Raw genomic sequence first — 17,044 nt, forward strand, 5'->3', positions numbered from 1 at the left:
TCAGCCGGTGAGGCTCCACCGCTCGGCGACGGCGCGCAGGCCGTCGTCGGTGAGCCGGCCGAACAGGCGCAGCCGCGCCATCCCGCCGTCGGGGAACACGTCGAGGCGCGCTTCGGTCACCGGCCGCTCGGACGCGATGAGGAAGCGGTGCCGGGTGTCGGGCTGCAACGCCACCTCGTCCAACAGGTCGAACCATTCGCCGTCACCGTCGCGTCCCCTCAGCTGCGCGGAACCGGGCGCGTTGCCGATGAAATACGACGTGTCGAGTTCGGCGAAGCTCAACACCCCCCTGGCCGCCAATCGCACCTGCACCCAGTCGTTTCCGGCGTCGCGGCGCCGCGAGGTCTCCCAACCGTCGCCCATGGTGCGGGCCGTGCCCGGCAGCAGCAGATTGTTCGGCGAGCTGTAGAACATGTTGGAGCAGCCCGTGATTCGGCCACCGTTCTCCAAAGCGGCGAGGTCGAGCGGTAATTCGGCGAACTGGGGGTCGAGCAGGCCCTCACCGTGCACACGAAGCCGGGCCACACCGCCGTCGGGATACATCGACAACCTCACGTGCGACCAGCGGCGCCCCGAGGCCACCTCGAACGGATTGCGGGTGTCGCCGTCGACCGGGCTGCGCTCGACGATCGTCGTCCAGTGCCGGCCGAGCAGTTCCTCGATCGACGGATGGCCGGGAACGTAGGCGGCCTCGACCGACACCTCGGGCGGATAGTTGCCGGTGAACCACGCGGTGTCCACGACCACGCCGCGTACGACGCCGGGTGCACCGAGCCGGATGATCGCCGAATCGCAGGATTCCCGGTCGGCGCCGCGGCTGCGGCGCGTCTCCCACCCGTCGTACACCTGCCCCTTGTGGCCGAACGTCGCAGGCCGGTGTTCGGCGGCCGCCGGGATGATCAGGTTCTCCTTCTCGGCGAACAGTTCGTCGTCGGCCCATACGACGGCGCCGCCGGCCGCGCGGGAGGCCAGATCGGGCAGTGCCAGGAAATGTGAATGCGCGGTGCTCACCCGCGCAGCGTAGGCGAGGAACTCACCAGTTGTGGTAGCCGCCTTCGGGGCCGAGCATCCGTTCGAGCCGGATCCGGTTGATCCTGGCGAGTTCGTTGCGCACGACCTTGCGCTCGGTCTCGTAGTCGTTGAGCAGGCGGTCGGTCAGGGCCGCCAGCACATCCTGTGCGCAGTACCCGTTGACGTACATGACGAAGCCGAAGCCGAAGTGCTCCCGATAGCGGCGGGAGGCCGCGCTCAGCTGCTCCATCACCTCGGGCCGCTCGTCGAACACCGCGCACTGCTCGGCGGCCGACTTCGTGCTGCCGGCGCGGCGGCCGACGTCCGGGTAGGCCTGCAGGATCGAGTCGATGGAATCCTCGGACAGGCCGAAGAGCAGCTCATCGGCCTTGCGGAACAGTGCGTCGTGGTTCTCGTAGGGCCGGTCGCGGGCCAGATCGGCGGCCAGCGACACGCTGCAGCAGCATTCGTACACCGCGTGGACGGCCCGGCGGATCGGCATGTCGTTGTAGGCCGCGAGGCCAATGCCCTGGTGCATCAGCATGGGCCCATGATCGGAGCGTCAAGCCACGACCGCGTTACGCCGTGTTACGGGCGCGATAATTTCGGTGGCCGGGCTAGTGGCCTTCGGCCTTGAACCGTTCGAAGGACCGCTGCACCTCGGCCTCGGCCGCCTCGCGGCCGGTCCAGTCGGCGGCCTTGACGTACTTGTTCGGCTCCAGGTCCTTGTAGTGGACGAAGAAGTGCTTGACCTCCTCGAGCACCTGCTCGGGGACGTCGGCGAGGTCCTGGATGTGGTCCCAGCGCTTGTCGCCGGCCGGTACGCAGAGCACCTTGTCGTCGCCGCCAGCCTCGTCGGTCATCTGGAACATCGCCACCGGACGGGCGTCGACGATGCAGCCGGGGAACACCGACTCGGGCAGCAGTACCAGCGCGTCGAGGGGGTCGCCGTCCTCGCCGAGCGAGTTCTCGATGAAGCCGTAGTCGGTCGGGTAGGCCATCGACGTGTAGAGGTAGCGGTCCAGTTTGAGCCGGCCGGTCTCGTGGTCGACCTCGTACTTGTTGCGTGACCCCTTGGGGATCTCGATGACGACCTCGAACTCCACCGCAGTCGGCTCCTTCGTCTGTGTACGCACCGGGGTCGTCGGGTGACGACGACGCGGGTCCACAGTAAACGAGCGATACGCTGCTGTTGGCGGGGTGGTTCGGTCACCTCATTCGACAGCAGGAGTGTTATGCGGCCCACCCGGTGGCGGCGATCGACCCACGTGCTGGTCGGGCTGGCCGTGCTGGTGCTGGTCGCGGTCCTCGTCGCGGTCGCCGCGGTGTTCACCACCGGCCGCAATTCCGATGCCCAGGCCGCCAAACCCCTGCCCGCCCCCGCGACCGCGAACCCGGCCGTCGTGCCGGTCACCGAATCCGCGCCGATGCCGACCGACGCCGGTCTGGCCGCCGCGCTCGCCCCCGCGCTGGCGGATCCGAACCTCGGCGAGCTGGCCGGGCGGGTCACCGACGCGATGACCGGCGACCCGCTGTGGGACCGGCACGCCGACGTGCCGATGCAGCCCGCCTCGACCAACAAGGTGCTCACCGCCGCCGCGGCGCTGCTGACGCTGGATCGCGAGGCCCGGCTGACCACCACGGTGGTGGCCGGGGACCAGAAGCGGGATCCAGGGTTGGTGGTGCTCAAGGGCGGTGGCGATCCGACCCTGTCCGCGGCGCCCCGCGGCACCGACAGCTGGTACCGGGACGCCGCCCGCATCGGCGAACTCGCCGATCAGGTGCGGCGCAGCGGGATCGAACCGACCGCGGTGGCCGTGGACACCAGCGCCTACACCGGTCCGGAGATGGCGTTCGGCTGGGACCCGCTGGACATCCCCGGCGGTGACATCGCGCCGATGGTGCCGGTCATGCTCGACGGCGGCCGCACCCAACCGGTCAGCGAGGAGTCGCGGCGCTCACCCACCCCGGCCGCCGACGCCGGGCGCGCGCTGGCCACCGCGCTGCGCATCGACCCCGCCGCGGTCACGGTGCTACGCGGCCCGTACCGGGGCGGCAGGCAGATCGCGGCCGTGCAGTCACCGCCGCTGATGGAACGGCTGCGGGTGATGATGAACCTCTCCGACAACGTGATGGCCGAGGCCATCGGTCGGGAAGTGGCCGCCCAGCTCGGCCGCCCGCAGAGCTTCGACGACGCCGCCAAGGCGGTGCTCGCGCAGTTGCGCAAGGCCGGCATCGACACCACGGGCGCCCGGTTGTTCGACTCCAGCGGCCTGTCGGTCGACGACCGGCTGACCGCGCGCACCCTCGATGACGTGATCACCGCCGCCGCCGGCGACGACCATCCCGAACTGCGCCCGCTGGTGGACCTGCTGCCGATCGCCGGGGGCAGCGGCACGCTGTCCAACCGCTACCTCGACACCGCCGCGGGGCGCGAGGCCGCCGGATGGCTGCGCGCCAAGACCGGATCGCTGACCGGAACCAACTCGCTGGCCGGCATCGTCACCGACGCCCGCGGCCGCGTGCTGACGTTCGCGCTGATGTCGAACAACGCCGGCCCGACCGGCCGCACGGCCCTCGACGCCCTGGCCGCCACGCTGCGCGCCTGCGGGTGCGGCTCATGAGCGCGTCGTCGGCCGACCTCACGGTCGGACGCACCGTGGACTGGCGCTTCGCGGCCACCGTCGGCGCCAAGCTCGTCCGGCCCGGTCCGCCCGCCACCGACTACACCCGCCGCCAGGCCGTCGAACAGCTCGCCACCGCGTCGCGGGAGGCCGAGCTGCCCGTACGCGAGGTCACGGGGCTCAACGAGGGCAACGCCGTCACCGAGGCGCGCATCATCGACCGCCCCGGGTGGATCCAGGCCGCGGCACAGTCGATGCGGACGATGACCGGTGGCACCGACCGGCCGAGCAATTTCCTGACCGGCCGCGTCACCGGCGCGCAAACCGGAGCGGTGCTGGCATTCGTGTCGTCGGGCATCCTCGGCCAGTACGACCCGTTCGCGACCGCCGGAGGGCAGGAGCGAAGCGACCCGGGAAATGGTCCGAGCGGTGAACTGCTGCTGGTGTGGCCGAACGTGATCGCGGTCGAACGCCAGCTGCGGGTGTCGCCCACCGACTTCCGGCTGTGGGTGTGCCTGCACGAGGTCACCCACCGCGTCCAGTTCCGCGCCAACCCGTGGCTGGCCGACCACATGTCGTCGGCGCTGGCGATGCTGACCAAGGACGCCGGCGAAGACGTCACCGAGGTGGCCGCGCGGCTGGCCGACTATGTGCGCAACCGGCGCGCGCACACCGACGCGCACTCGACCGGGGTGCTGGGGCTGATGCGCGCGATGCAGGCCGAACCGCAGCGGCGCGCACTCGACCAGCTGCTGGTGCTGGGCACCCTGCTCGAGGGGCACGCCGACCACGTGATGGACGCGGTGGGCCCCGCCGTGGTGCCGTCGGTGGCCACCATCCGCGCCCGCTTCAACCAGCGGCGCGAGCGCAAACAGCCGCCCGTGCAGCGCATCCTGCGCGCACTGCTCGGCGTCGACGCCAAGATCAGCCAGTACACCCGCGGTAAGGCGTTCGTCGACCACGTCGTGGCCAAGGTCGGGATGGAGCGGTTCAACACCGTCTGGTCCGGACCCGAAACCCTGCCGCTGCCAACAGAAGTCGACGAGCCGCAGCGATGGATCGACCGCGTGCTGTAGCCGCGCTGCGCACCGAGGTGGCCCGGTTCGCACGCCGCCACCTGGCCGGCACGCAACGCTGGTGTGTGGCGCTGTCCGGCGGAGCCGATTCGCTGGCGCTGACCGCGGTGGCCGCCGACATCCTGCCCACCACCGCCCTGATCGTCGACCATGGGCTGCAACCGGATTCGGCTGCCGTCGCCGAGACCGCCCGTGCCGAAGCGCTGCGTCTCGGCTGCCCCGACGCGCACGTGCTGCGGGTCGACGTCGGCACCTCGGGCGGACCCGAGGCCGCCGCCCGCACGGCCCGCTACGGCGCGTTGCGCGCGGCCCACGGAGGCGCTCCGGTGCTGCTCGGCCACACCCTCGACGACCAGGCGGAGACGGTGCTGCTCGGGCTGGGGCGCGGCTCGGGTCCGCGGTCGATCGCCGGGATGCGGGTGTGCGATCCGCCCTGGTACCGCCCCCTGCTGGGGGTGCGCCGCGCGGCGACCGCCGCCGCATGCACCGAACTCGGGCTACATCCGTGGGTGGATCCGCACAACAGCGATCCGCGCTACACCCGCAGCCGGCTGCGCACCGAGGTGCTGCCGCTGCTCGAAGACGTCCTCGCCGGGGGAGTGGCCGCAGCGCTGGCGCGCACCGCCGCCGCGCTGCAGGACGACAACGACACCCTCGACGCGCAGGCCGGTGCGGCGTTGGCCGAGGTCACCACCGGAGCGGGACTCGACACCGCACGGCTGGCGGAGCTGCCCGCCGCCATCCGGCGGCGGGTGATCCGCAGCTGGCTGCTCGCCGGTGGCGCCCGCGGGCTGACCGACACCCAGATCCAGCGGGTCGACGCCCTGGTGAGCGCCTGGCACGGGCAGGGCGGCGTGGCGGTCCCGTCCGCGTCGGTGCGTCAGCGGCTGATCGCGGGACGCCGCGACGGGCTGCTGACCCTGCATCACGAGCCGGTGTGAGAGCGGCCGCGTTGGTTCCGGTCCCGACGGCATGGCACGCTGTGGGCGTGCCTGCGCATACACCCGACCTGTACGAGGGCGACATCAAGTCGGTGCTGCTGTCGGAGGAACAGATCCAATCCCGGACGGCCGAATTGGCCGCCCAGATCGCGGACACCTACCGCGCGGCGATCGGGGATAGCGGGCAGGACCTGCTGCTGGTCACGGTGCTCAAGGGCGCCGTCATGTTCGTCACCGACCTGGCCCGTTCGATCCCGCTGCCCACCCAGCTCGAGTTCATGGCCGTCAGCTCCTACGGCTCGTCCACGTCGTCGTCGGGGGTGGTGCGCATCCTCAAAGACCTCGACCGCGACATCAACGACCGCGACGTGCTGATCGTCGAGGACATCGTCGACTCGGGTCTGACGCTGTCGTGGCTGCTGCGCAACCTGGCCACCCGGCAGCCGCGGTCGCTGCGGGTGTGCACGCTGCTGCGCAAACCCGACGCCGTGCGCGCCGACGTCGACATCGAGTACGTCGGTTTCGACATCCCCAACGAGTTCGTCGTCGGCTACGGGCTGGACTACGCCGAGCGCTACCGCGACCTGCCCTACATCGGCACGCTGGAACCGAAGGTCTACACGCACGACTGATCGGCGATCAGCCGCTCACGCGAGCTCCCAGATCACGGTCACGCTGAACCCGACGGTCTGCCGGCCCGGCTCCAGCGGCACCGCCATGGCGGCCTCCCCACGGGGCATCGGGGTGGGGGGCGTGGAACCGGGTGACTCGGAGATGGACACCACGTCGCCGAGGTCGAGACCGGACAGCTGGGCGTACTGCTCGGCGCGGTTCTTGGCGTCCTCGAAGGCGCGGGCCCGCGCGTCGCGGATCAGCTGCGAATCGTCTTCGATCGAATAGTTGACCGAGTTGATCCGGGTGGCGTCGCCGCCGGTGCTGACGATCAGCGCCAGCGCCTGCGACGCCGCGCTCAGGTCGCGGATCTTGACGTCGATCGAGTTGCTGGCGCGGTAACCGATGATGTCGGTCCCGTCGGCGCCGAACTGCGGTTGCAGGCTGACCTGGGTGGTGCTGATGTCCTCGCGGGCGATGCCGGCGTCGACGAGTGCGTTGATCACGGCCTGCTGGCGTTCGCCGGACTGGTTCATCGCCCCCGTCACGTCCGCGGCGATCGCCTCCATCGCGACGCCCGCGGTCAGCGTGTCCGGGGCGCCCTGCACCTCACCGGATCCCACGACGGTGACCTGCCGGGTCTCGGCGGACCCGCTCGCGGCCGGGCCGGACGTGGCGTCACACCCGGCCACCCCGGCCACCGTCACACCCGCCGCGACGAAGGTGAGCAACCGGGTCTTCGCGCGCGCAGAGATCGGCATGCCAGGCACCCTACCGTCAGGGCGTGACCAAGATCTTGCATTGCTCGTCGGGGCGCGACAGCGTGGCGAAGGCGTCGCCCACCCCGTCGAGACCGACCTCCCCGGTGATCAGCGGTGCGACGTCGATCGCGCCTTCGGCGATGGCCCGCAACGTCTCCGCGAACTCGCCCCCGTCATAGGCGAACACGAACTGGATGCTGAGTTCCTTCGGGGCGCCGTAGAACGGCATCACGGTGTCGGGTTCCATGCACACCCCGGCCACCACCACGCGGGTGTGGGCCGGTGCGCGGCGCATGACGTCGTTGAGGATGCCCGGGGCGCCGACGGCCTCGAACACCACCGCGGGCGCGGCGACCTCGAACGGGGACCGCTGCGCCGGGTCGACGGTCTCGTGCGCGCCCATGGTCTGCGCAAGCCGGCGTCGGGTCTGCGAGAAGTCCGCTGCGACAACATGTTCGACGCCGCGCAACCGCAGCGCGGCGATGATCGCCATGCCGATCGGCCCGCATCCGATCACGAGCGCGGATTCGGCAGGGGTGATCGCGGACCTGTTCACCGCGTGCAGGCCCACCGCCATCGGTTCGGTCAGCGCGGCGTGCCGGGGATCGAGCCCGTTCGGCACGGGCAGCAGCAGCGGCGCCGACAGCAGCATGCGTTCGGCGTATCCGCCGATGACGCTGTTGGAGTACACGATCGGAACGACACCGGTCTGCGAGATCAGCGCCGGGATCGACGTCACGACGGTACCCGGTGGCGGAGCGTCGGTCTCCGGACCGGCTTCGAGCACCTCCGCGGCGATCTCGTGGCCCATGAACACGTCGGCGGACAGGTCGACGGTATCGCCCAGCTGGGGCATGCCCTCCATCTGCGCACCCGCGGCCAGCGCGTCGTCGCCGTGGGCGGCGAAGTGCAGATCGGATCCGCAGATGCCGCACGCCTTCACCGCGACCAGCACCTGCCCCGGCCCGGGTACCGGTTCGGGCACATCGTCACGCAACACCATCCGGCCGCCGCGCAGCACCGACGCGCGCACTACCGCGGGTCCGTCTTCAACTCGTCAGTGTGTTCGGTGATCGCCTTGACGATCGCGTCGCCGGCCCGGCCGAGCAACTGGTCGCGCATACCCTTGGCCCAGTCGTGCGAGGCGCGAGGGGCGGTGAGCTGACCCTTGAAGTGCGGCATCACCTTTCGCGCGAACAGATCGTAGGAGTGGTAGGTGGCCTCCGGGGACGCCCAGTCGTGGCCGAGCAACAGCAGTGTCCCGAACCCGCCGGACTTCTCGAGCAGGTCGTCGATGTAGGCGATGGCGTCGTCGGGCGTGCCGATACAGCAGTTCCCCTGTGCGGCGTACTCGGCCACGAACTCCCGCGGCGAGCGGTCCCCCTCGACGCTGTTGGACAGTGGGACGAAGCCGGCCGCACCGAAGTAGTTGGCGAAATCGGCCAGTCCGTACGTGCAGTCGTCGATCGCCTGCTCTCGCGTGTCGGCCAGGTGCATGATCGACAGCACCCGCCAGTTGTCCCGTTCGGGTTCGGGGCGGCCCGATTTCGCCGCCTGGTCGACGACGATCTGCCACGTCGACTCCAGTGCCGCGAATCCACCCGGCACCGACATCGACAGTGACAGCAGCGACGTGCCGAGTGCACCGGCCAGTCGTGGTCCGGACGGGGAGATCATCGCGGCGGTGGAGATCTCGGGGTACGGCCACGTGTAGGGCCGGATGTGAAGTTGGGCGTCGCGCAGGGTGAACCAGTCGGTCTCGCGGGTGATGCGTTCCTCGGGTTCCGCGCGGAACAGCGCGAGGATCGCCTCGAGCGACTCCTGCATCATGCGGCGCTGCTCGACCGGGTCGATGCCCATCATGTAGGCGTCCGACGGCAGCGCGCCCGGGCCGGTGCCGAACATGACGCGGCCACGGGTGAGGTGGTCGAGCAGCACCCACCGGTCGGCCACCATGAGCGGATGGTGGTAGGGCAGCGACACCACGCCGGTGCCGAGGCGGATGTGTCTGGTCCGTTCGGCGGCCGTGGCGATGAAGACCTCCGGGCAGGCGATGAGTTCGTAACCGCCCGAATGGTGTTCGCCGAACCACGCCTCGTCGAAGCCGAGCCGGTCCAGCCGCACCACCCGCTCGAGGTCGTATTCCAATGCGACGGTGGGGGATTGGCCCACCGGGTGGAACGGTGTGATGAAGACGCCGAAGTTCAGCGGTGTGCGGCTCATGTCAGCTCCAATCCGGCCAGATGCTCCAGCAACAACGCGTTGACCTCGTCGGGCCGCTCCTGCTGGAGCCAGTGGCCTGCACCGTCGAGCAGCACCTCGCGGTACTCGCCGGTGACGAGGTCGGTCACCCGGTGGCGTGGGGTGAAGCTCAGTACCGGGTCCGCGCTGCCGGCGATGAACAGCGTCGGAACCGTGATGGTGGCGGCGGGTGTGGTGGCGGTCAGCTCCCAGTTCCGGTCGAAGTTGCGGTACCAGTTCAGCCCGCCGGTGAAGCCGGTGCGGGTGAACACGTCGGCGTACTGGTCGAACTCCTCCTGGCTCATCCACTCCGGCAGCGGCGGCAGCGGATTGTCGGCCAGGTCGGGCGCCGGGGCGCTGAAGCCCTCGAGCGCCAGCATGCGCTGCAGGGACTGCCGGGGGTCGCGGCCGAGGTCGGCGTCGGCCACCCCGGGCTCCTGGAAGTAGAGGATGTAGAAGAAGTGGTCGCCGAAGGTCTTGCGCCAGATCTGCGTCGGCGGGTCCGAGGCACGAGGAACCGGCGGCACGCTCAGGTTGACCATCCCCGCCACCCGGTCGGGGTACAGCAGCGCGAAGTTGGTGACGACCGGGGAGCCCCAGTCGTGTCCGACCACCACCGCGCGCTGTGCGCCGACGTCGTCGAGCAGACCGGCGAGGTCCCCGGTCAGCGCGACGATGTCGTAGTCGGTGACGGCCTCGGGTCGGCTGGACTCGCCGTAACCGCGCTGATCCGGGGCGATGACGTGGTAACCGGCCTCGGCCAGCACCGGGATCTGATGCCGCCACGAGTAGGCCAGTTCCGGGAAGCCGTGGGCGAGCACGACGACGGGCGCTCCGCGCTCACCGGCCTCCACGACGCGCAGGCGTACACCGTTGGTGCCGACTAACCGTTCGGTCGGGGTGATCACGGTCTCACCCAAGCACACGGGTCCCCGCTGCGGAAGTCGTTTGGAGACGGCCGTGTCCAGTTTTGTGGCGGCCGGTTCGCCGGGCACGACGGCCACGCCGGTAGGCGGTACGGGAGGACGGCGCTCAACGTCGGGAACAACCGCACGTTGGTCTAGCGGTAGCCTGAACTAATCCCAGCTGCACGTATCGGAAGGACGTGGCCCGGCGCACCGTCGCGGGCCTAGGAGAAGATGAACCGGAAAAATGTGATCCGCACGCTGATCGTGATCGCGGTCGTGTTGTTGCTGGGCTGGTCGTTCTTTTATTTCAGTGACGACACCCGTGGATTCAAGCCCGTCGACACCTCGGTGGCGATCTCGCAGATCAACAGCGACAACGTCAAGAGCGCCCAGATCGACGATCGTGAACAGCAGCTGCGGCTCGAACTGAAGAGCGGCAACGGCGAGACCGAGGACAGCGACAAGATCCTCACGAAGTACCCGACCGGGTACGCGGTCACGCTGTTCGAATCGCTGCAGGACAAGAACGTCAAGATCAACACGGTCGTCAACCAGGGCAGCGTGCTGGGGTCACTCCTCATCTACATGCTCCCGCTGCTGCTGCTGGTCGCGCTGTTCGTCTTCTTCTCCCGCATGCAGACCGGCGGCCGGATGGGCTTCGGCTTCGGCAAGTCCAAGGCCAAGCAACTCTCCAAGGACATGCCCAAGACCACCTTCGCCGACGTCGCGGGTGCGGACGAGGCGGTCGAAGAGCTCTACGAGATCAAGGACTTCCTGCAGAACCCGTCGCGCTACCAGGCGCTGGGCGCGAAGATCCCCAAGGGCGTGTTGCTCTACGGTCCGCCCGGAACCGGTAAGACGCTGCTCGCGCGTGCGGTCGCCGGTGAAGCGGGTGTCCCGTTCTTCACGATCTCCGGTTCGGACTTCGTCGAGATGTTCGTCGGCGTCGGGGCCTCTCGAGTGCGCGACATGTTCGAACAGGCCAAGCAGAACAGCCCCTCCATCATCTTCGTCGACGAGATCGACGCGGTCGGCCGCCAGCGCGGCGCCGGCATGGGCGGCGGCCACGACGAACGCGAGCAGACGCTGAACCAGCTGCTCGTCGAGATGGACGGATTCGGCGACCGCCAGGGCGTCATCCTCATCGCGGCCACCAACCGGCCCGACATCCTCGACCCGGCGCTGCTGCGCCCGGGCCGCTTCGACCGGCAGATCCCGGTCACCAGCCCCGACCTCGCCGGCCGCCGCGCCGTGCTCAAGGTGCACTCGCAGGGCAAGCCGATGGCCGGTGACGCCGACCTCGACGGGCTGGCCAAGCGCACCGTCGGCATGTCCGGCGCCGACCTGGCCAACGTCATCAACGAGGCCGCGCTGCTCACTGCCCGCGAGAACGGCACTGTCATCACGGGTCTCGCGCTCGAGGAGGCCGTCGACCGGGTGGTCGGCGGACCCCGCCGCAAGAGCCGCATCATCAGCGAGCACGAGAAGAAGATCACCGCCTACCACGAGGGTGGCCACACGCTGGCCGCCTGGGCGATGCCCGACATCGAGCCCATCTACAAGGTGACGATCCTGGCCCGCGGCCGCACCGGCGGCCACGCGGTCGCCGTCCCCGAGGACGACAAGGGTCTGATGACCCGCTCGGAGATGATCTCCCGGCTGGTGTTCGCCATGGGTGGCCGCGCCGCCGAGGAGCTCGTGTTCCGCGAACCGACCACCGGCGCGGTGTCCGACATCCAGCAGGCCACCAAGATCGCGCGGGCGATGGTCACCGAGTACGGCATGAGCAGCAAGCTCGGGGCGGTGCGGTACGGCACCGAACACGGCGACCCGTTCCTCGGCCGCACGATGGGCACCTCGTCGGACTACAGCCACGAGGTCGCGCAGATCATCGACGACGAGGTGCGCAAGCTCATCGAGGCCGCTCACACCGAGGCGTGGGAGATCCTCACCGAGTACCGCGACATCCTCGACACCCTCGCCGGTGAGCTCCTAGAGAAGGAGACCCTGCACCGCGTCGAACTCGAGGCGATCTTCGGCGACGTCAAGAAGCGCCCGCGCCTGACGATGTTCGACGACTTCGGTGGCCGCGTGCCGTCGGACAAGCCGCCCATCAAGACGCCGGGCGAACTGGCGATCGAGCGCGGCGAGGAGTGGCCGCAGCCCAAGCCCGAACCCGCGTTCAAGGCGGCGATCGCGGCGGCCAGCAAGGCCGCCGAGGAAGCCGCCGCCCGCAGCAACGGCGCGAACGGATCCAGCGGTGCCAACGGCTCCCCGAACGGGGCGCCCAACGGTGCGACGCAGCCCGACTACGGTGCGCCCGCCGGCTGGCATGCGCCGGGCTGGCCGCCGCAGCAGCAGCCGTCGGGCCAGCAGGGCGGCTACTGGTATCCGCCGCCCTCGCCGAACCCGGGCTGGGGCGAGCCGCCGCGGCAGCAGCAGCCCTACCCGCCGTACCAGCAGCACTACCCGCAGCCCGGTCACGGGCCGCAGGGGGGTGCCAATCCGCCACGCGACCCGCAGCAGGAGCGGGGCCGCGACGGCGACCGTCCCGGTGACCGTCCGAACCCGCCTGCGCAGCACTGACAACTTCACAAGGGAGGCCTCGATGACGCGGTCGTACGATTCGGCCTTGGTCAAGATCGCCGATTTCGACCAGCCGCGTGCGGAGGCGGCGGTGCGTGAACTGCTGATCGCGATCGGGGAGGATCCGGACCGGCACGGGCTGGTGGACACCCCGGCCCGGGTGGCGCGGGCCTACCGGGAGATGTTCGCGGGGCTCTACACCGATCCCGACGACGTCCTCAACACGACGTTCGACGAGCAGCACGACGAGATGGTGCTGGTCAAGGACATCCCGATGTACTCCACGTGCGAACACCACCTCGTGGCGTTCCACGGGGTGGCGCACGTGGGGTACATCCCGGGCGTCGACGGCCGGGTGACGGGGTTGTCGAAGCTCGCGCGGGTGGTCGACCTGTACGCGAAGCGCCCGCAGGTGCAGGAGCGGCTGACCGCCCAGGTCGCCGACGCGCTGATGCGCAAACTCGACCCGCGCGGGGTGATCGTGGTGATGGAAGCCGAGCACCTCTGCATGGCCATGCGCGGGATCCGCAAACCCGGCGCCACCACCACCACCTCCGCGGTCCGCGGTCAGTTCAAGACCGACAAAGCTTCGCGGGCCGAGGCGCTGGATCTGATCTTGCGCAAGTGAGCGCCACCGCGGTCCAGGTGATGGGGGTCGTCAACGTCACCGACGACTCCTTCTCCGACGGGGGCCAGTTCCTCGACCCGGGTCACGCCGTCGCACACGGTATGGCGCTGGCGGCCGAGGGGGCGGCGATCATCGACGTCGGTGGTGAGTCCACCCGGCCCGGCGCCACCCGGGTCGATCCCGAGGTCGAAGCGGCCCGCATCATCCCGGTGGTCGAGGCGCTCGCCGCGGCCGGCATCACGGTCAGCATCGACACGATGCGCGCCCGGGTGGCGAGCGCCGCCCTGGAACACGGCGCCGCGATCGTCAACGACGTATCCGGCGGCAGGGCCGACCCCGACATGGCGCGGGTGGTCGCCGACGCCCGGGTGCCGTGGATCCTCATGCACTGGCGGTCGGTCGCCGCCGAACGCCCGCACCAGGTGCCCGTATACGACGACGTGGTCGGCGAGGTGCGTACGGAACTGCTGGCCAGTGTGGACGCCGCGGTCGCCGCGGGCGTGGACCCGATGAACCTGATCATCGACCCGGGCCTCGGATTCGCCAAGACCGGACAACACAATTGGGCACTGCTGCACGCACTGCCCGAGCTGGTGGCGACGGAGATCCCGGTGCTGGTGGGAGCGTCACGCAAACGTTTCCTCGGTGCGCTGCTCGCCGACGCCTACGGTGCGGTGCGTCCCCCCGACGGCCGGGAGACGGCCACCGCGGTGATCTCCGCGCTGGCCGCGCTGCACGGTGCGTGGGGTGTGCGCGTGCACGACGTGCGCGCCTCGGTGGATGCCATCAAAGTGGTGGGGGCGTGGGAGCGAGGTGGGGAGTGAGCGACCGGATCGAGTTGCGCGGGCTGACCGTGCGTGGCAACCACGGCGTCTTCGACCATGAGCGCCGCGACGGGCAGGACTTCGTGATCGACCTGACCGTGTGGCTGGATTTGGCGCCTGCGGCGGCCAGCGACGACCTCGCGGACACCGTGGACTACGGCGGTCTGGCGCAGCGGGCGGCCGGCATCGTGGCGGGTCCGCCGCGCGATCTCATCGAGACCGTCGCGGCGGAGATCGCCGACGATGTGATGAAGGATCAACGCATCGAGGCCGTCGAGGTGGTCGTGCACAAACCGGAGGCGCCGATCCCGCTGACCTTCGCGGACGTCGCCGTGGTTGCGCGCAGGACGCGCGAGGAGCACCGATGACAAAAGTCGTGTTGTCCATCGGGTCGAATGTGGGTGACCGTCTGGCACGCCTGCAGTCCGTCGTCGACGGTCTCGGGGAGGCCGTGCGCGCGGTGTCGCCGGTGTACGAGACCGCGGCGTGGGGCGGTGTCGAACAGGGCGCCTTCCTCAACGCGGTGCTGATCGCCGACGACCCCGACCTCGACTGCCACGGCTGGCTGCGCCGCGGTCAGCAGTTGGAGCAGGAGGCCGACCGGGTCCGCGGACAGCGGTGGGGGCCCCGCACCCTCGACGTCGACATCGTCACCTGCCACGACGGGGACACCGAAGTGCGTTCCGCGACTGCGGAGCTCACGCTGCCGCATCCGTACGCACATCTGCGGGCGTTCGTCCTGATGCCGTGGCTGGCGGCCGAACCGGAGGCGACGCTGACGGTGGCGGACACGACGCGGCCGGTCTCGCTGTGGCTGGAGGAACTCGACCCCGCCGAGCGCGCGGGTGTGCGGCGCACCGACCTGGCCCTGCGCACGGAGATCGCGGCCGACTGATGGGGCCCACCCGGAAACGCGACCTGGCGGCCGCGGTGCTCATCGCAGGCATCGTCGGATATCTCGCCGCGCTGCTGGCCTACCCGCGGTACTTCCCGCCGATCAGCCTGTGGACCGGACTCTCGCTGCTCGGCGTCGCCGTCGCGATCGCGGCGTGGGGTGTCAACGTGCGCAACAAGATCCGCGACGGCGAGATCGGCGACGGTCCCGGCCGGCTGCATCCGCTCGCGGTGGCCCGCTCGGTCGTCATCGCGAAGGCGTCGGCATGGGTGGGCGCCCCGGTCCTGGGCTGGTGGGCGGGGGTCCTGGTGCAGGTCCTGCCGCAGCGCGGCGCATTGCGGGCGGCCGGTGAGGACGTCCCGGGTGTGGTGATCGCGGCGGCCAGCGCACTGGCGCTGACGATCGCCGGTCTGTGGCTGCAGAATTGCTGCAAGTCCCCGCCCGAACCGCCCGAGGATCCCGACCCGTCGTCGGACTGAACGCCTCCGCGACGCGGGTGGTGGAATCGCCGCGCGGGTCGACACGCTCGATGACCTGTGGCGGGTACAGTCGGCCCATGACTGTCCTGCCCCGCGGTCCGCGCGCTCGGCGCGGCAATCGCAGGCCGGGCTGGATGCTGCTGACAGTGTTGCTGGTCCTGGCGATCGTGGCAAGTTCTGCGCTGGTGTTCACCAACCGGGTGGAATTGCTCAAACTCGCTGTCATCCTGGCGTTGTGGGCGGCGGTGGCCGCGGCGTTCGTCTCGGTCATCTATCGGCGGCAAAGCGATCACGACCAGGCCAAGGCGCGCGATCTCAAACTCGTCTACGACCTCCAACTCGACCGCGAGATCTCGGCGCGCCGCGAATACGAGTTGACGGTGGAGACGCAGCTGCGCCGCGAGCTGGCGAACGAACTGCAGGCCCAGGCCGCCGACGAGGTGGCCGCGCTGCGCGCAGAGCTCGCAGCGCTGCGGACCAACCTGGAGATCCTCTTCGACGCCGACCTGGCCCACCGGCCGGCGCTCGAACACGACCGCACCACCGTGCGCGCCTACAGCGACTGGGCACCGGACAACGAGACCACCGGCCGGGTGAGCAGCAGCAGGCTCGACGAGATGTTGCGCGACGCCGAGGTCGACGAGAGCGAGTCGCGCACCGAGGAAAGCCCGATCATCGACGTGCCCGCCGAACCGCAGCCGCCCGAACCGGATCTCGTGCCGCCGCCGGGATTCGGTGGCGCGCACCGCAGGCCCTCGGAAGCCGAACCGCACACCGAGGAGCCGCCACGTCGTCGGCGGCGCCGCGCCGAGGAGGCGCCCCCGGTGGCCGAGGCACCGGCCTGGGCCGCCCCGACTCCCGAGCCGCCCCCCGAGCCAACCCCAGAGCCCGAGCCCGAGACCGAGACCGAGCCGGAGCCGCTCTCGGAGCCCGAGTCCGACGCCGACCTGGACACCGATCCGGGCATCTCCCGGCTTTCGGAGGCGCCGACCTCATGGGATCGGCCCACTCCGACACCCGAGCCCGAACCCGAGCCGGTCGGCGGTTGGCAGCCGGTGCCCGCCGAAGGGCAGTGGATCCCCGCGGGCGCCCCGGGCAGTCACTGGACGGCCCCGGTGGCCGAGGAGCCGCCGTCGGAGTACGTCGGACGACGACGCGCACAGGAACCCCGACCTGCGCCCGAACCGCGCCACGGCAAGCACTCCGCGCCGGGTGACGGCAACGAGGACGAGCCGCCCGCGCCCATCCAGGGGCCGCAGGAGACCGCCGAGGAGGCCCACGCCCGTCGGCGCCGCAGCCTCGAGGACACCGGCGGGCAGTCCGTCGCCGAACTGCTCGCGCGGCTGCAGGCCAACCCCACCGGCGGCGGTCGTCGGCGCCGCGAGCCGTGAGCTAATCTGCTAGCGACCGTCCGGTACCCGACCTGTAGGACCGGAACGTAACGAGAACTCGAGACTT

Annotated in this window: 18 protein-coding genes; 11 read left to right on the plus strand and 7 right to left on the minus strand. The window is 70.3% G+C overall.

The features are described from left to right. The 3 genes from alc to G6N49_RS26730 form a co-directional block, all read right to left on the minus strand. The gene (gene alc / locus G6N49_RS26720; protein WP_011857227.1) at positions 1–1,011 is read right to left on the minus strand and encodes an allantoicase; all 1,011 of its coding nucleotides are present in this window, start codon (positions 1,009–1,011) and stop codon (positions 1–3) included. 22 nt (positions 1,012–1,033) lie between these two features. Beyond that, on the minus strand, positions 1,034–1,555 hold the full coding sequence (locus G6N49_RS26725; protein ID WP_011857226.1) for a 2-oxo-4-hydroxy-4-carboxy-5-ureidoimidazoline decarboxylase: 522 nt from the start codon (positions 1,553–1,555) through the stop codon (positions 1,034–1,036). 73 nt (positions 1,556–1,628) lie between these two features. Then, positions 1,629–2,117 (minus strand): inorganic diphosphatase, encoded by a 489-nt coding sequence (locus G6N49_RS26730; protein ID WP_011857225.1) that lies wholly within the window; start codon positions 2,115–2,117, stop codon positions 1,629–1,631. 129 nt (positions 2,118–2,246) lie between these two features. Here G6N49_RS26730 and dacB point away from each other — a divergent pair, with 129 nt between their 5' ends. Genes dacB through hpt form a run of 4 tightly spaced genes read left to right on the plus strand, consistent with a single transcriptional unit; the run spans position 2,247 to position 6,284 of the window. After that, a complete protein-coding gene (dacB, locus tag G6N49_RS26735) occupies positions 2,247–3,635 on the plus strand; it encodes a D-alanyl-D-alanine carboxypeptidase/D-alanyl-D-alanine endopeptidase (protein ID WP_011857224.1) in 1,389 nt (462 codons plus the stop codon). Beyond that, positions 3,632–4,711: an Rv3626c family coenzyme F420 biosynthesis-associated protein gene (locus tag G6N49_RS26740; RefSeq protein ID WP_011857223.1), complete on the plus strand. Its 1,080-nt coding sequence runs from the start codon at positions 3,632–3,634 to the stop codon at positions 4,709–4,711. Before dacB ends, G6N49_RS26740 begins: the two co-directional genes overlap by 4 nt. After that, positions 4,690–5,652: a tRNA lysidine(34) synthetase TilS gene (gene tilS / locus G6N49_RS26745; protein WP_011857222.1), complete on the plus strand. Its 963-nt coding sequence runs from the start codon at positions 4,690–4,692 to the stop codon at positions 5,650–5,652. The genes G6N49_RS26740 and tilS overlap by 22 nt, the downstream gene beginning before the upstream one ends. After that, positions 5,649–6,284, plus strand: a complete 636-nt coding sequence (hpt, locus tag G6N49_RS26750; protein ID WP_011562152.1) for a hypoxanthine phosphoribosyltransferase — start codon at positions 5,649–5,651, stop codon at positions 6,282–6,284. The genes tilS and hpt overlap by 4 nt, the downstream gene beginning before the upstream one ends. Positions 6,285–6,299: 15 nt before the next feature. On the opposite strand, the gene G6N49_RS26755 is transcribed toward hpt, so the two are convergent. Genes G6N49_RS26755 through G6N49_RS26770 form a run of 4 tightly spaced genes read right to left on the minus strand, consistent with a single transcriptional unit; the run spans position 6,300 to position 10,174 of the window. Next, a complete protein-coding gene (locus G6N49_RS26755; protein ID WP_011562151.1) occupies positions 6,300–7,025 on the minus strand; it encodes an SIMPL domain-containing protein in 726 nt (241 codons plus the stop codon). 16 nt (positions 7,026–7,041) lie between these two features. Then, the gene (locus G6N49_RS26760) at positions 7,042–8,058 is read right to left on the minus strand and encodes a zinc-binding dehydrogenase (RefSeq protein ID WP_011857221.1); all 1,017 of its coding nucleotides are present in this window, start codon (positions 8,056–8,058) and stop codon (positions 7,042–7,044) included. Continuing rightward, on the minus strand, positions 8,058–9,248 hold the full coding sequence (locus G6N49_RS26765) for an LLM class flavin-dependent oxidoreductase (RefSeq protein ID WP_011857220.1): 1,191 nt from the start codon (positions 9,246–9,248) through the stop codon (positions 8,058–8,060). Before G6N49_RS26765 ends, G6N49_RS26760 begins: the two co-directional genes overlap by 1 nt. Then, on the minus strand, positions 9,245–10,174 hold the full coding sequence (locus G6N49_RS26770; protein WP_179967804.1) for an alpha/beta fold hydrolase: 930 nt from the start codon (positions 10,172–10,174) through the stop codon (positions 9,245–9,247). Before G6N49_RS26770 ends, G6N49_RS26765 begins: the two co-directional genes overlap by 4 nt. Positions 10,175–10,405: 231 nt before the next feature. Here G6N49_RS26770 and ftsH point away from each other — a divergent pair, with 231 nt between their 5' ends. From ftsH to G6N49_RS26805, 7 genes are all read left to right on the plus strand, one after another. Next, positions 10,406–12,760 (plus strand): ATP-dependent zinc metalloprotease FtsH, encoded by a 2,355-nt coding sequence (gene ftsH, locus G6N49_RS26775; protein WP_011857218.1) that lies wholly within the window; start codon positions 10,406–10,408, stop codon positions 12,758–12,760. Between the two features lie 22 nt (positions 12,761–12,782). Beyond that, positions 12,783–13,388 (plus strand): GTP cyclohydrolase I FolE, encoded by a 606-nt coding sequence (folE, locus tag G6N49_RS26780; RefSeq protein ID WP_011857217.1) that lies wholly within the window; start codon positions 12,783–12,785, stop codon positions 13,386–13,388. Continuing rightward, positions 13,385–14,212, plus strand: coding sequence for a dihydropteroate synthase (gene folP / locus G6N49_RS26785; RefSeq protein ID WP_011857216.1), 828 nt, complete (start codon positions 13,385–13,387; stop codon positions 14,210–14,212). The genes folE and folP overlap by 4 nt, the downstream gene beginning before the upstream one ends. Next, complete coding sequence (gene folB / locus G6N49_RS26790) at positions 14,209–14,580, plus strand: dihydroneopterin aldolase (protein WP_011857215.1); 372 nt, start codon at positions 14,209–14,211, stop codon at positions 14,578–14,580. The genes folP and folB overlap by 4 nt, the downstream gene beginning before the upstream one ends. Beyond that, positions 14,577–15,107 carry a 2-amino-4-hydroxy-6-hydroxymethyldihydropteridine diphosphokinase gene (gene folK, locus G6N49_RS26795; RefSeq protein WP_011857214.1) on the plus strand — a complete coding sequence of 177 codons (531 nt, stop codon included), beginning with the start codon at positions 14,577–14,579 and terminating at the stop codon, positions 15,105–15,107. Before folB ends, folK begins: the two co-directional genes overlap by 4 nt. Beyond that, positions 15,107–15,586, plus strand: coding sequence for a DUF3180 domain-containing protein (locus tag G6N49_RS26800; protein WP_011857213.1), 480 nt, complete (start codon positions 15,107–15,109; stop codon positions 15,584–15,586). Before folK ends, G6N49_RS26800 begins: the two co-directional genes overlap by 1 nt. A 77-nt stretch (positions 15,587–15,663) precedes the next feature. Beyond that, positions 15,664–16,977, plus strand: coding sequence for a DUF6779 domain-containing protein (locus G6N49_RS26805; RefSeq protein WP_179967805.1), 1,314 nt, complete (start codon positions 15,664–15,666; stop codon positions 16,975–16,977). Positions 16,978–17,044 lie beyond the last annotated feature (67 nt).

Origin of the sequence: Mycolicibacterium monacense (genome assembly GCF_010731575.1) — a bacterium.
Lineage (GTDB): Bacteria > Actinomycetota > Actinomycetes > Mycobacteriales > Mycobacteriaceae > Mycobacterium > Mycobacterium monacense.

Excerpts from the sequence above, each read along its gene's own strand:
- G6N49_RS26725 (WP_011857226.1), bottom strand. The coding sequence starts at position 1,555 with ATGCTGATGCACCAGGGCATTGGCCTCGCGGCCTACAACGACATGCCG.
- dacB (WP_011857224.1), top strand. The coding sequence starts at position 2,247 with ATGCGGCCCACCCGGTGGCGGCGATCGACCCACGTGCTGGTCGGGCTG.
- G6N49_RS26740 (WP_011857223.1), top strand. The coding sequence starts at position 3,632 with ATGAGCGCGTCGTCGGCCGACCTCACGGTCGGACGCACCGTGGACTGG.
- tilS (WP_011857222.1), top strand. The coding sequence starts at position 4,690 with ATGGATCGACCGCGTGCTGTAGCCGCGCTGCGCACCGAGGTGGCCCGG.
- G6N49_RS26755 (WP_011562151.1), bottom strand. The coding sequence starts at position 7,025 with ATGCCGATCTCTGCGCGCGCGAAGACCCGGTTGCTCACCTTCGTCGCG.
- G6N49_RS26765 (WP_011857220.1), bottom strand. The coding sequence starts at position 9,248 with ATGAGCCGCACACCGCTGAACTTCGGCGTCTTCATCACACCGTTCCAC.
- ftsH (WP_011857218.1), top strand. The coding sequence starts at position 10,406 with ATGAACCGGAAAAATGTGATCCGCACGCTGATCGTGATCGCGGTCGTG.
- folE (WP_011857217.1), top strand. The coding sequence starts at position 12,783 with ATGACGCGGTCGTACGATTCGGCCTTGGTCAAGATCGCCGATTTCGAC.
- folK (WP_011857214.1), top strand. The coding sequence starts at position 14,577 with ATGACAAAAGTCGTGTTGTCCATCGGGTCGAATGTGGGTGACCGTCTG.
- G6N49_RS26800 (WP_011857213.1), top strand. The coding sequence starts at position 15,107 with ATGGGGCCCACCCGGAAACGCGACCTGGCGGCCGCGGTGCTCATCGCA.
- G6N49_RS26805 (WP_179967805.1), top strand. The coding sequence starts at position 15,664 with ATGACTGTCCTGCCCCGCGGTCCGCGCGCTCGGCGCGGCAATCGCAGG.